General features: G+C 76.1%; 8 protein-coding genes and 1 pseudogene. 1 reads left to right on the top strand and 8 read right to left on the bottom strand.

Going from position 1 to position 13,803, the window contains the following annotated elements; translation table 11 throughout:
* Window positions 1-47: 47 nt before the first annotated feature.
* Window positions 48-1,037: CU044_5270 family protein (locus MW084_RS00355; protein WP_275563390.1), on the top strand; the 990-nt coding region annotated here is incomplete at its 5' end.
* Between the two features lie 446 nt (window positions 1,038-1,483).
* On the opposite strand, the pseudogene MW084_RS00350 reads toward MW084_RS00355, so the two are convergent.
* The 8 genes and pseudogenes from MW084_RS00350 to MW084_RS00315 all read right to left on the bottom strand — a co-directional run.
* Window positions 1,484-2,128, bottom strand: a pseudogene (locus MW084_RS00350) (ATP-binding cassette domain-containing protein); the annotation flags it as partial.
* 3 nt (window positions 2,129-2,131) lie between these two features.
* A partial coding sequence (locus MW084_RS00345) for an ATP-binding cassette domain-containing protein (protein WP_275563389.1) occupies window positions 2,132-3,514 on the bottom strand: 1,383 nt, incomplete at its 3' end.
* 722 nt (window positions 3,515-4,236) lie between these two features.
* Window positions 4,237-4,653, bottom strand: coding sequence for a class F sortase (locus MW084_RS00340; RefSeq protein WP_275563785.1), 417 nt, complete (start codon window positions 4,651-4,653; stop codon window positions 4,237-4,239).
* A 914-nt stretch (window positions 4,654-5,567) separates the two neighbouring features.
* A complete protein-coding gene (locus MW084_RS00335; protein WP_010475674.1) occupies window positions 5,568-8,372 on the bottom strand; it encodes a M4 family metallopeptidase in 2,805 nt (934 codons plus the stop codon).
* 286 nt (window positions 8,373-8,658) lie between these two features.
* Window positions 8,659-10,047 carry a hypothetical protein gene (locus tag MW084_RS00330; protein WP_158684379.1) on the bottom strand — a complete coding sequence of 463 codons (1,389 nt, stop codon included), beginning with the start codon at window positions 10,045-10,047 and terminating at the stop codon, window positions 8,659-8,661.
* A 366-nt stretch (window positions 10,048-10,413) separates the two neighbouring features.
* Window positions 10,414-12,030 (bottom strand): amidase, encoded by a 1,617-nt coding sequence (locus MW084_RS00325; RefSeq protein WP_029553901.1) that lies wholly within the window; start codon window positions 12,028-12,030, stop codon window positions 10,414-10,416.
* 260 nt (window positions 12,031-12,290) lie between these two features.
* The gene (locus MW084_RS00320; RefSeq protein ID WP_029553900.1) at window positions 12,291-12,770 is read right to left on the bottom strand and encodes a hypothetical protein; all 480 of its coding nucleotides are present in this window, start codon (window positions 12,768-12,770) and stop codon (window positions 12,291-12,293) included.
* 62 nt (window positions 12,771-12,832) lie between these two features.
* On the bottom strand, window positions 12,833-13,774 hold the full coding sequence (locus MW084_RS00315) for a helix-turn-helix transcriptional regulator (protein WP_010475667.1): 942 nt from the start codon (window positions 13,772-13,774) through the stop codon (window positions 12,833-12,835).
* Window positions 13,775-13,803 lie beyond the last annotated feature (29 nt).

Here is a 13,803-nt window from a genome sequence, read left to right as displayed (position 1 = left end):
AGGCGCAGCTCGCCCGGCTGCTGCCGGCCCCGCCCGCCTCCCCCCTNCCCCGCGACCGCCAGACGCTGATCGAGGAGCACCTGTTGAACGAGATCCGCACCCCCGCCCCCGCCCCCGGCCACCGGAAGAACCGGCGCGCCCTGCTGGTCGGCGTCCCGGCCACGGCAGCCGCACTCCTCGCCGTGCTCGCGGTCAACATGACCGGCGCCGCCGAGAACCCGCCGAGCGCGGCGGGGGTCGAGGCGCCCGTCGTCCGGGTGGAGGCCGGCAGCACCGACCGGCTCGCCTCCACCGTCCAGCGGATCGCCGCCGCCGCCGGGGCCCAGAAGACCCCCGAGCCCAAGCCGGGCCAGTACATCTACGTCAAGAGCAAGGTGTCCTACCTCGCCTCCGAGGTCGATGCCGACGCCGACCGCACCAAGACGTGGGTGCAGCCCCTGCACCTGCGCGAGATCTGGAAGTCCCCCGACGGCACCAAGGGCTGGCTCGACGAGCCGGGGTACCAGCCCACGGGGGGCATCACGCTGGACGAGGACGCCCCCGGCTCCACGCCCGACGGCAAGGACCTCACGGGCGGCGGTGTCGCCCACGACGACTACGACTGGCTCAAGGCCCGTCCCGCCGACCCCGACGCCCTGCTCGCCTACCTCTACAGCGTGGGCAGCGACGAACGCGACCGCCACCAGCAGGCGTTCGAGGAGATCCAGGCGATCGTCGGCGAGCAGATCGTGCCTCCCCGGACCGCCGCCGCCCTCTACCGCGCCGCCGCCGAAATCCCCGGCGTGGTCGTCGTCGACGCCTCCCAGGACGCCGCCGGCCGCACCGGGATCGCGCTGGCCCGCCTGGACGAGGAGACCGGCGAGCGCACCGAGATGATCTTCGATCGCGCCACCCACGCCTACCTCGGCAGCCGGGGCGTCCAGGTCAGGCAGTCCGGCACCATCAAGCCCGGCACCGTCGTCGAACGCACGGCCGTCCTCGAACGCGCCGTCGTCGACGCCCAGAAGGAGCGCCCCGGCACCGACGGCGCGGCCTGACCCCACCGGCCGGCGCCGCCGACCGCACCGCGAGGCCCCCGCTGCGGGACCCCGGTCCACCGGCCCGCCCGCGGGCGCGGCCGGNGGACCGGGGTCCCGCGCACACCGGCCCGCCCGGCCCGACGACCGCAGGCCGGGCGGGCCGGTGCCCTGCCCGCGCGGCGGTGCCCAGTCACCGCCCGGTCGGCGCGGGACCGGCCGGCACGGCACCGGTCGGCGGGCGGCGCGCTGACGGCCGGGCAGGGCCTTCGGGGGAGCAGCGCGGACGCGCTGCCTCCCCTTCGTTCATGTGGCATCGCCTCCGAGCGAGCGGCCGCGCCGGGGCGCAACGCCCGTCGGGGTGGCGGCCGGGGTGCGTCTCGACGGTCCCGCGGATGGGGGAGGGGCCGGGGCACGACCGTCGTCTCGCCTTCTGCGTGAAGGGCTGCGGGGTCCGTGCCGGCAGGTCAGCCCACCGCCTCGTGGGCGTCCGGCCGGGTGCCGCGGGGGCCGGGAAGCGTGCCGCCCGCGGGCGTGAGCCCGTACTGGGCGGCCTGGGCGGTGAACATGCCGCGGTACAGGCCGCCCTCGTGGGCCATGAGCTCGTCGTGGGTGCCGTCCTCGACGACGCGGCCGTGGTCGAGGACGTAGATGTGGTCGGCGTTCATGGTCGCGGCGAGCCGGTGGGTGACGAGCACGACGGCGTGCCCTTCCTCGGCCAGGGACCACAGCGCCTGGAACGAGGCGATCTCGGCGTGGGGGTCGAGGGCGCTGGTGGGCTCGTCGACCAGCAGGAACGGCGCCTGCCGGTACCGGGTCCGGGCGGACCCCAGCTTCTGCCACTGGCCGCCCGAGAGCTGGACGCCCCGCTCGAAGCCCTTGAACACGATGGAGTCCCAACCGTGCGGCAGGCCCTCGATCAGGTCCAGCACATCCGCTTCCCCGGCGGCCCGGCGGACGCGGTCCATGTCCCGCGGACGATCGCCGGCGCCGATCGCCACGTTCGCAGCCGCCGTCATCTCCCAGCGCGGGAAGTCCTGCGCCAGCACCCCGACCTCGGCGAACACCTGGGCGCGGTCCGCCTCGCGGAGCTCGACCGGCCCGCCCGGCCCNNNCTCCCACCACACGCTTCCCTCCGTGGGGAGGAGAAGCCCCGCCAGCACCTTGGTGAGGGTGGTCTTCCCCGAGCCGTTCGCCCCCACCAGGGCCGTCACCTTCCCCCGGGGGACCCGTACGCTCACGCCCTCCAGGGCGGGGAGGTCCGCTCCCGGATAGGTGAACGACACTCCTTCCGTCCGTACCTCCCGCACCGGCGCGGGCAGCGGCGTCCCGGAGTCCGGGATGGCGTTCTGCCCGGCGATCCTGATGGCGTCCTCGGTGTCGGTGAGGAACAGCAGTTCCTCGTAGAGCCGGTTGACCTGCTGCACCAGCGACGTGAGCCGCGCCGTCGAGGTGCGGATCGCGATCACCGCCGTCCCGCCGACCGCGAGCGGCAGACCACCGGTCGACAGCAGCCACCACAGGACCCCGTAGCAGGCCAGCGACGCCACACCGGCGAACGCTCCCGCGACCAGGTCCGTGGAGGCCTGCGCCCGGGCCAGGCGCCGCTGCTCCGCCTCCGTCTGCCGCGACATCTCCTCGTAACCGGACAGCAGCTTCGTGCCGGCGGCGTGCACGCGGATCTCCCCGGCGGCGTGCGGGCGGGTCAGATACGCCAGCAGGGAGGCGACCGCCCTGCGGTGGTCGACCCAGTTCAGGCGCGAGAAGTACTCACGGCGCGCGGAGCGGACCGCACCCCACCCCTTGGGCAGGGCGATCGCCAGCAGCATCGGCAGCAGAGCCCAGTGCAGCGCCGCCAGCACGACCGCGGCCGCCACCATGCCGATCACCACGTTGCCCACGCCCACCGACAGCCGGAGCATGCCGCGGGCCGAGTCCGTGCCGAACTTCCCCGCCTCCAGAACCCGCTGGACCTCCGGGCGTTCCGTCGCCTCGACCTCCACACGGGTGACGGCCGTGTAGTACCGGGTGGAGACCACCCGCTCCACCTGCGGCTCCAGCCGGCCCGACATCGCCGTCGACCACGCCGACAGCACCGCGGCCGCCACCACCGCGACCGCGAGCACCGCGAGCGACGGCAGCGCGTCACGGAGCTTGTCCGCGGTCGGACCGTCGGCGAACAGCCGCATCAGGACGCTGTTGACCGCCACCAGACCCCAGCCGGCCGTCACGCCCTGCCCGAGCTGCGCCGCGACCAGCCCGGCGAGCGCCCGCCGGTCCGCCTGCCACCCGGTGCGCAGCACCATGCCCACCATCCGGGGCAGCGCTGCCGCCATGTGACCGAACCCCAGCCGGGTCAGCGGCCCTTCGTGGCGGACGTAGGAATGGTCGTAGCGCAACCGGCCTCCGTACAACTCCCGCTCGGCATCCGAGATGCCGTCCGGGACGGGGGACCTCGGAGGGTTCTTCGCTCCGCCACCGGCTGGTTCGTTTCTCATCGACGTGTTCCCCCTCGTGGACGTGATGGTGGTGTCGGCGTGTCCAACGACGCCGCCGCGATTTCGAACACATGCGCTTTCGGACGGGTTGCCTTTCCCGGGGTTGAGCGGTTCTCCGAAGCTGCACCATGCATCGACCCTTGCCGCGCAAGAGCACGCGGCCGGAGCGGATTGGCCGAAACGCCGACGGTCGGGCGCCGCGGCTGCACGCGGGTGACGAGAGCCCGCGGTCGATGCCCCGCCGACCGCCCCCGACAGGGGCGGCGAGTCCGGTCACCAGGACCCGGGACGGGACGCGCTGCCGACCGGGCCGACGCGGGCCCCGGTGAGCCGCACATGATGGACGGCCTCCGGCTTCGACGAGCAGCGCCACCGGAGGCGCGGCACCGCCGGGCGGGCGGTCGACCGCACGGAGCGGTCCCGGGCGGTCGCCTCCCGCCACGACGAACGCGGCCACGCCTCCTTCGCCACCGCCACCGCCACCGCCACCGCCGTGGCGGGCCGGGCCCGGGGATCCCGGGCGCGCCCGCACTGCGGCGGGCCAGCCGTCCTGCCCGCCCCGCCGGCCGGCGTGCCACCGGCGCCGCCGGGCGACCGGGCCGCCCCGCAGGCGTGCCGTACGCGGTCGAGGACGTCCGGCCGGAGCGGGGCCGCCGGACGGTTCGCCGGTTGTTTCCTGAGCCCGCCGGCCNGGNNNCNGGCGGGGCCCGGGGCCGGCGGGCTCAGGTGTCCGCCGGCTCCGCGGTGGCGATCAGGTTGGCCTGGTAGCCGCCGGCCTCGGGGACGAAGGGAGGGGCGCAGGTGACGAGGGTGAGGACCGGCGGGCCGCTCCTGCGGAACACCCGGGCCGGGAGCGCGTCCTTCGGGACCGTGGAGCGCGCGGTGACGCGGTAGCGGACCGGCGTGCTCCCGGCGCGCCGCACCTCCACCGAATCGCCGGCCGCGACATCGCGGAGCGCCGCGAACTCGCCGAGGGCCCCGGTGCCGTCGTCGACGTGGCCCACCAGGACGGATGAGCCCCGCGGGCCGCCCGGTGCCGGCCCGAAGCGGTACCAGCCCGCGACGGCGGGGTCGGCGGGTACGGCCAGGTCGCCCGCCCCGGTGACGCCGACCGGCCGGACCGGGGCGTCCAGCCCCACGCCCGGTACCAGCACCCGCACGGGAGGAGCGGGGGCCCGCACCGGTGGCGCGGGCTCCGACGGGGCGGCGGGGGTGGCGGTGTCCGCGGCTGCGGCCCGGCCGAAGCCGGGCGGTGCGGAGGCGTGCCGGGACGGGGCCGCCGCNNGGGCGNNGACCGCGGCGAAGCCGGTGACCTGCCGCGCGGTGTCGGCGGCNCNNCCGGGCACCGTGCGCCCGGGCGCACGCTGTCCAGCCGGTCCCGAAAGGCGCGCCCCCGGAACGGCTGCCCGCCTTTCGGGACCGGCCCGGCGCGGCGGTGCGGGCGTACCGTCCGCACCGCCGCGCCCGCGACCTGCGAAGGAGCAGGACAGGGCGCCCCGCCGCCGCGGCGTCCCGGACGCGGTCGCCGCCGGAGCGGACCTCACCGGACGCGCCCGCGCGCCGGACGCGCCCGCGCGCCGGACGCGAGCNNCGCCGGACGCGAGCNGCGCCGGACGCGAGCCGCGCCGGACGCGAGCCGCGCCGGACGCGAGCCGCGCCCGACGGAGCGCCGCGCTGCCCGAGCCGGCCGAGACCCCGAACGCCCCGGACGGCCTCGGCCTGCTCACCGGCCCCCCGCACGCGGCCGAGGGCGCGTCGACGCACCTCGGCCGGCGCACCCGCCGATCGACGAGCGCACCGGCGAAACCGGCTTCCAGGAGCCGCTCGCCGTGTCCGGTGCCGTCGAGGTCAGGCGCCCGGCGGGATCCCGGAGCGTGGACGGCCCCTCGCGTACGGGCCGCCCCGCCGGTCGGGGCGGCGCGGCTTCCGCCTCGCGGAGTGCCTCGAGAGCGCCGTCCGCCACAGGGCCGTGCAGCAGCCCCGCAGCGCCTCCTCCACCCCCNCCCCGGGGACGCGGACCGCCCCGTGCACCCCGCGCGTCCTCACCCGCGACTCAGCGCGCGCCCCGGTCGCAGCGGCCCGCGGGCCGGGCGCGCGTGACCACGTCGGTGGTCCCGGTCGTCGAGTCCAGCCACACCACCCGGCCGCCGCCGACGGCCGCGGGGTGCGTCTGGGCCCCCCGGTTGCAGGAGACACGGCCCTTGTAGGTGCCCGGGGCGCCGGGGGTCCCGGCAGCCGCGAACTGGTGGAGCTTGGGGCTGGCCTCGTTGCTGACGGGGGCGTCGGGCAGGTAGCTGAGAACCGTCGCGCTGTCCTCGGAGACCGTCAGGTCGCGCGCGTACCGCGCGTCCGGCCCGTGCGCGGGAAGGAGGTCCACCGCTTCGGACCCCTCCAGGGTGGCTCGCCGCAGGGTCGTCGCGCCGTCGGCGGGATCCTCGTCGAGGAGCCAGAAGACGTGGGTGCCGTTGACGGCCGTCGGACCGAGGCTCGTGGCGGCGGGGTACTCCTCGATCACCGTGCTCTCGCCGGTCGCGACGTCGACGACGAGGATCCGCCACTCGTAGACGGCGCGCGCGCCCAGCGCCACCCGCCGCCACTCGCGGTAGGCGACCTTGCCGTCGCTCACCGACGGCGAGTAGGCCCGGCGGTAGGTCCCGCCGCCGAACGTCTCGATGTTCCTCGGATCCTTCAGGCTCAGGTAGGCCACCGCCGAACGCCCGCCCACGTTCGCGTAGGTGAAGGCCACGACGTCGCCGTCGACACCGGAGACGCTTCCGCCGCTGCGGCCGGACCACAGCGTGCGTACGACGCCGCCCGCGAGCGGCCTCGCCAGGAGCTCGACGCCGCCGGGGCCGTAGGCCTGCCACACCACGGTCCTGCCGTCGGTGGACGGATTGGCGTGATACCGGCCGTCGTTGGGGCTCATCAGCTTCGGTTGGCCCTTGCCGTCGGCTCGCCCGGCCCACACCGAGTACGGCTCGGAGCCGTCCTCGTCGGAACGGGAGGCCGCCCACCAGCCGCCGCCCGCGCCCAGTTTCGTACCGGTGGTGTTGATCCGGCCCAGCAGCGGCTTGGAGTCGATCCGCAGGGCCGACTCCCAGCCGGGCACGATGCCGTGTGCGGTGAAGGCGCCGCGCAGGGCCTTCAGGGAGGTCCCCGTGACGCCGAGGTCCTTCGCGGCGGCGAGGACGGCGGCACGGCCCTCGGTGAAGCCGTCGAGCGGTGTGAGGTACTCGGTCAGCGCCTTGTACACGATCCTGTCGGTGAGGTCCGCGCCGAGTTCCCTGCGGGCGTCCCACAGGGCGCCGCCGAAGATGGTCGAGTTGAGGTGGACGCCGCCGTTGTCGTGGGCGAAGTCCAGACCGAGGAAGGACCCGGTGGTGGTCCGCCCGTCGGACAGGTCCCGCAGGGCGCACTCGCGGGGGCTCTTCGTCCGGCACAGGCGCTCCCCGACCAGCCCGGAGTCCGGGTCGGTCGTCGGGATGCCGTGGACGTCCGCCTCGATGGCGTTGCCGAAGTAGTCGGCGACGGCCTCGTTCAGGGCGCCGGACTGGCCCGCGTAGACGAGGTTCGCCGAATGCTCGATCACACCGTGCGTCAGCTCGTGGCCGACGACGTCCAGGGCCGCGGAGAGCGGCCGGTACTCCCCGTCCCCGCTGCCGTACACCGCCTTTTGGCCGTCCCAGAACGCGTTGACGTAGGGCTCCCCGAACTCGGTCACGCCGACCAGGGAGTCGATCCCCATGCCGCGGCCGTCGAGGCTGTCGCGGCCGTGCTTGTCACGGAAGTAGTCGTAGACCCGAGCCGTGGCCCAGTGCGCGTCGACGGCCCCCGCCTCGGTGGCCTCGGCGCCGAACTCGGGGGTGGGCGAGGCGAACTGCCCGATGCCCTCGGGCCACTTCCCGCCGACCTCGCCGGCGTTCCTGCCGCGCGCGTCCCAGGTGGCCAGGGTCCGGGCGCCGTACTCGTCCGGTATGCGGGTACGGTCCCGCAGCAGGTACGGCCCGCCGTCCTCGCCGCGGAACACGTCGAGTGGCACGGGGGTGCCGTCGAGCCGGACACCGCTGCCCTTCTCGTCCCCGGCGGCCCGCGCCCGCCGCCCGGCGGCGTCCTCCGGGGGCTTTCCGGCCGTCCGGCCCGGCGCGCCGAAGGTCTTGATGCCGCTGTGGGCGAGGACCGGATAGCCGGCGCGTGCGTCGACGTACACCTCCCGCAGCACGGGTCCGCCGGTGGCCGGGTCGGTGCCGCGCACGGTGACGTGCCGGGTGAGGACGCCCGTGCCCATGGGCAGGACGACGAGGCCGCGGGCGGTGCCCCGCAGCGGGGCCTCCTCCTCCCCGCCCTCGCGCGGCGCCCTCGCCAGGTGCCGCCCGGCGAGGTCGTCGAGGACGCCGTCCACGGCCCGTTCCACGGCGAGTTCCCCGTCGACCTCGGCCGTCGTCGAGACGCTCAGCCCGGTGAAGTACCTGCCGGAGGTGCCGGTGACGATCCGCGCCCCGCCGTCCCGCTCCATGCGCACGATGTACTGACCGCCCAGGACGGGCACGCCGCGGTGCCGCTGCTCCAGGCGCACGGTCTCACGGCCGCCCGAGACGGTGGTCCCGGCGGGCACGAGGTCGCGTTCCGCGTGCTCGATCCGGTACCGCTCCGGCTTGTCGGCCAGATGGGCGCGGGCCGCCGCCGCCGGGTCCCCCGCCTCCGGGGCGCGCTCCCGGATGCCCTGCACCAGGGCCGGTGCCGCCGTCCGCTGCCCGGGCACCACCTCGCCCGGGACGGGCGGCGGCGGAGCCTGCGCCCCCGCCGCGGCGCCGGCGGGCACCGCCGAAACGACGAGTGCGGTGACGCCCGCCAGCGCCACCGCACCCGATATCGCACTCAGCCGTGTTCCACGGCCGCCTCCGCGGCCTCTGCCTCTCGTACGCTCACGCACAGCCCCTCAGCCCCCAGTCGTCGACGGCGCCGGCGGCACCGCGCCCCCGGCAGGGGGCCATCGAAGCCCCGGCGCGCCGCCGCATCAACAGGGCCCGGCGCCCAGCGGCGACTTTCGGCCGATGCCTGCGCGCACGGGCCCCGGGCCCGGCCCCGCGTCCGGCACGGGGCCGCCGGGGGAGTGCCGGCGGCGGCCCGGAGGCGGGGCGCGCCCGTCACCGGGAGGGCCGAGGGGGCGCGGCGTCGAGCCGCGCCAGGGCCTCCTCCAGGAGCTCCCGGCACGCGTCCTGCGGGCCCGGGCCCAAAAAGGCGTACACGGCACGGACCGTGTCCTTCATGTCCCGCAGCAGCGACTGTTCCTCCATGGCCAGGGCCGCGCGGGCCCCCACCTCGAGCGCTCCGCACCACGAGGTGGCCAGGCCCGGCGGCCGGCCCGGCGCGGATCCGTCCGTGCAACGCATCACCGCTCGGCACATCAGGTGCGTCTCGGCCGCGACACGCCACGCCCGCGCGGCCTCCCCCTCGCGTACCAGGCAGTCGGCGAGAGCGACCAGTTGGGCCGCCTGGGCGGGAAGCGCGGCCGGGCGGACGAGGCGGGACGTCGCCGAGTACGACTCGTGGGCCGTCAGCGCCTCACGCAGCAGTCCGACGTCCCGCGGGGAGACGGCAGGCCGCGGCTGCCCGCGCATGAGGGACTCGGCCGCGGCGAGGGCTTCCCCGAAGGTGGGCGGTGATGCGAGGGCGGCGGTCTCCTCCTCGCGGGCGACGGACCCCGGGGACTCCCGCTCCGCCCGGACGAGAAGCGGCTCGGCTTCGCGCGGGCGGCCGGCCAGGCGCAGGTGCAGGCCCCGGCGGGCGAGGGCCGCGCCGAGGGAGCCCCAGCCCTGCTCCGCCACCTGCAGGACGAGTGCGTCCACGCTCAGGGCCGCGCTCCAGTTGCCGCGGGCCGCCTCCAGGCGGGTGGCGGTGTCGCCGGCCATGCCGATGGCGTAGCCGAGGTGGTCGGCGGGGAGGCGGCCCTGCGCGGCGGCCATGAGGTCGCCGTAGCGGGCGAGGGACTGCCGGGCGCAGGCCAGAGCCTGATCCCGGTCGCCGCTGGCGAGGTGGACGGTGGAGGCGAGAGCCAGGACGCGCGCGAAGTCCGCGAGCCGCGGGTGGGGGGAGGCGAACGCGCCCTCCCGTACGTAGGCGGTGATGGCGGCGTCCACGTCGGCGAGCGCCGACAACGCGTTTCCGTCCTGGCTGTGGGCACGGGCGCGACGGATGGCGGCGTCGGCGGCGAGGACGCCGCCGTCGGGGTGCGCACCGCGCCGGTACGCTTCCTCGCACCCGTTCAGCGAGGCGATCGCCTCGCTGCGCAGGCCGGCGGCCAGTTGGGAGGACGCCTCGGAGTACAGCAGCGCCCCGCGCATGTGCCACAGCTCGCGGTCCTCGGGATGCCGCTCGAGGAGCTGCCCGAGACTCCGGTGGGCCTCGCCGAACGCTTCGAGCGCACGGAGCGCGGCTTCCCGGCCGGGAGTCCGCTGGTGGGCGATCGCCCTTTCGTAGGCCTCGGCCGTCCGTCGCCTGAGCCGCTCCGCGCGCATGCGTCCGATCGGTGCCATCAGCGCCCCCCGGGTGTCTTCGCCGCCGGACCCATCATGGCGCAGGCGCGTCGCCCCGCACAGGGATTCGACGGACGCCGGGCGCGCTTCCTCCCTCGCGGCGCGCACCTCCGGGCGGCGGGCCCCGTCGGCTTCGAGCGGGCCGCCCCCGGTGCCGGGGGCGGCCCGCTCACGGCCCGCCGTCCGGCCCGCCCGGTTCACGGCCCGCGCCGGGTGCCGCGCAGGACACGTGCGTGGACGTGCCGGGCGACGCTGTTCCGCGAACGGCCCCGGATCTCCGTCACCACGTGTGGCGCGGCCCCGGTCGCCGGTCGGAGCATGGTCGTACCGTGGGGCGGCCGGCCCCTCCGGCGGCCGGCTGCCGCTTCACCGGGAGGCGCCGGCGGGCACCGAGGGCAGGTACCGGGGCGCCCGCCAGGCGTCCAGCCGCCGCTCCACCGCGGCTCCCAGCGACAGCAGTTCCGCGTCCTGGCGGTCGCCGGCCATCAGGAGCAGGCCGACCGGCAACTCGTCCACGAACCCGGCGGGCACGGACAGGGACGGGTACCCGGCGACGGCGGCCGGGGTGGAGGACGGGACGATGTCGTTGTCACCGCGGGCGCAGTCGGTCGTCCACGCGGGCGGATTCGCCGGGGAGGCGATGGCGTCCAGGTCGTGGGCGGCCATGGTCTCGTCGATGGAGCGCCGCGAGAGGTCCCGCAACTCGGCCCGCGCGGCCCGGTAGCGCGGGTCGGTGGTCGGAGGTGCGAGCAGTGCCTGCTCGAACAGTTCCTGCCCGGCGAAGCAGGTCCGCTCGGCCGGGTGCGCGCGGTTGAACTCGATCAGGTCGGCCAGGGTGCGGGGCCCGCCGGCGCGGGTGGAGAGGTAGGCGTCGATGTCCCGGTGGAACTCGCTCAGGAGCGCCGGGAACTCCAGTTCGGCGAGTCTCGCCTGGTACGGCGGGGTCACCTCGACGACCCGGGCCCCCGCGGCGCGCAGTTCGGCGGCCGTACGGGTCATCAGGGCGTCCACCCGCGGGCCGAGCGAAGGGAGCCGCCACAGGCCGATGCGCTTGCCGCGCAGGCCGCCGGGGCGCAGGGCCCCGTCCGCGAGACCGGGAGCGCGGCCGGTGCGCGCGGTGTCGCGATCGCTGATCACCGAAAGGGTGAGCGCGGCGTCGACGACGTTGCGTGCCATGGGGCCGGCGGTGTCCTGTTCGGCGGAGATCGGGACGACACCCGACTGGCTGACCAGCCCGAGGCTGGGCTTGTGGCCGACCACGCCGTTCATCCCCGCCGGGCACACGATGGAGCCGTCCGTCTCCGTGCCGATCGTCACCTGCGCCAGCGACGCGGCGAGCGCGGCGGCCGAACCGGAGGACGATCCGCAGGGGTTCCGGTCCAGGACGTAGGGGTTGTTCGTCTGGCCGCCCACCGCCGACCAGCCCGATGTCGGCTTCGCCGCCCGGAAGTTGGCCCACTCGGACATGTTGGCCTTGCCGAGGATCACCGCGCCCGCCGCCCGTAACCTCGTGACCAGGGCCGCGTCCGTGTCCGGGGGGCTGCCCGCCAGTGCCAGCGACCCGGCCGTCGTCGCCATGCCGCGGGTGTTCACGTTGTCCTTGAGCAGGACGGGGATACCGTCGAGCGGACCGCGGACGGTGCCGCGACGGTGCCTGACGTCGCTGGCGGCCGCCTGGCGCAAGGCCGTTGGGTCGGTACGCAGTACCGCGTTGATCTTCGGGTCGATGGCTTCGATCCGCCGCAGGTACGCCGTCGTCAGCGCCGCCGATGTCAGCGAGCCGCGACGCATGCGGGCCTGCAGTTCGGGAATCGTCACCGTGTTGAGGTCCACGCCCCGGACGAGGGCCGAATCGGCGAGTGGTGCCGAGCCGGCGACAGCGGCGGGTTCGGCCGCCGTCGCGTGCCGGTCGGGCGCGCCCGCCAGGGGAACGGACGCCACGACCAGGATCGTGGCCAGCGCGGCCATGCTTCTCGTAGTCATGGGGGGCAGCCCACTACATGGGCCGGACCGGCGCAAGGGCCGGCCGGCTGCCGGCGTGCGCGTGAACGCGGGTCGCCCCTGAGTCGCATGGAGTTCGGCCCTGGTGGTTCGGATACGCCGGTGGACCTGTTCCCGGTTTCACCAAGAGCCCGGATCCTTCGAGAAGCAACCTCGCGCCCGACCGCCACCGCCGCCGCGCCGCACTCGGCGGCCGCCCGCCGGCCGCGCCGGCAGCGCGCGGGCCGATGCGGTCGGCCCCGTCACCTCGGCACGCTCCCCGCCTGCCGGCGAGGCCCCTTCCCGGCGTCCCGTGCTCCCGCCCACCGGGCCCGGATGCGTACGGTGCGCATCCACGACAGCAGGACCGCGCACGCGGCCGCGCAGGTGGCGGCCGCGGCCGGCAGCGCTGTACGGGCGGCGGCTTCGGCGGCCGGGACGTCGTGACCGGTGACGGAGCCGGCGAGGGCGACGCCGAGACCGGCGGCGACGGTGATGACGGTCTTGGTGACGCCGGACGCCTCACCGGCGCGTTCGGGGCGGACGATGCCCTGAGTGGCGATGAGGGTGAGGGCGTTGGCGAGCCCGAGGGCGGCGCCGCAGAACGCGGCGGCAACCAGATACGCCAGGAGACCGGGGGCGAGGGCCAAAGTGGCGGGCGGCGCGACCCCGCCGAAGCCTGGGGCCGGCCCTCCGGCGCGGCGGCCCCCGGCGGGGGCCTGCCGCACGACATCCCGGTTCACCGGTTCACCGGTATGCCCGGGCCGCACCGGCGAGTTCGCGGCGCCCGGCGCGCACGAGCCCGTCAGGCGTACCGGTGAAGGGTCCGTGCCGCGAGTTCGCGGATCCGGTCACGGGCTTCGGGGGGACCGGTCACGATCAGGTCGTCGGCGAAGGGCAGCAGTTGGCGTACGTCCTCCGTCTCCCGGCACGCCACCGTGATCGCGACCTCCTCGTCCGTGTGGGAGTGCACGGTCATGCGGGAGCCGAGGATGCGTCGGGCGCGGTCGAGTTGGCGGGCGGCGAGCCGTGCGTGCACCTGGACGGCGCCGGCGGTCTGCCAGCGCGAGGTCAGTTCCGCCACCACGTCGGCGAGGGTCGTTTCGGGGCGCAGTCGGCGCGGGGCACGCATCGGCCGCCAGTCGACGAGCCGTTCGAGGGCGTACAGCCGGGGGACCGCGCGGCGGTCGGCGACGAGGTACCAGCGGCCCGCTTTGGCCAGCAGACCGTAGGGATCGACGACCTGCCAGGTCGGCTCGGTGTCTTCGGAGCGCCGGTAGCGGATGCGCAGCCGCACACCGCGGCGTACGTCGCCGACGACGGCGCTCGGGTCGGCGCCTTCGGCGTCCCGGCCGAACCAGGGACTGTTGTCGGTGACGACGACGGCGCTGATCGGCAGCCGGGAAGCCGTGGGCTGGCGCCGTGCCGCGAGCTTCGCACGGGCCCGGCGGCTCTCGGTGCCGGCGCCCAGCTGGTGCCGCTGCTCGTCGTCCAGGCCGTGCAGTACGAGGTGGTCCCGCTCGGCGGGGGTGAGCCGCGAGGTGTCGAGGGCGCCGCCGGGCAGCAGCCTCACACCGCCCCAGCGGCCGCGCTCGACCAGTACCGGGAAACCCGCCTCCTGCAGCCACCGCAGGTCCCTCAGCGCGGTGCGCACCGAGACCCCGGTCTGCTCGGCGAGGTCGGCCGCGGTGACGGCCTCGCGGGTCTGGAGGGCCAGCAGCAGGGAGAAGAAACGATCCGGGGTCATGATGCCGAGGTTCTCACGGGAACACGACA

The organism is Streptomyces sudanensis (genome assembly GCF_023614315.1).
GTDB classification, from domain to species: domain Bacteria; phylum Actinomycetota; class Actinomycetes; order Streptomycetales; family Streptomycetaceae; genus Streptomyces; species Streptomyces sudanensis.
This window is presented reverse-complemented; position numbering and strand designations above follow the sequence as displayed.

What these genes read in the sequence shown, in the direction of transcription:
- MW084_RS00315 (WP_010475667.1), bottom strand. Translation starts at nt 13,774, where the DNA reads ATGACCCCGGATCGTTTCTTCTCCCTGCTGCTGGCCCTCCAGACCCGC.
- MW084_RS00330 (WP_158684379.1), bottom strand. Translation starts at nt 10,047, where the DNA reads ATGGCACCGATCGGACGCATGCGCGCGGAGCGGCTCAGGCGACGGACG.
- MW084_RS00325 (WP_029553901.1), bottom strand. Translation starts at nt 12,030, where the DNA reads ATGACTACGAGAAGCATGGCCGCGCTGGCCACGATCCTGGTCGTGGCG.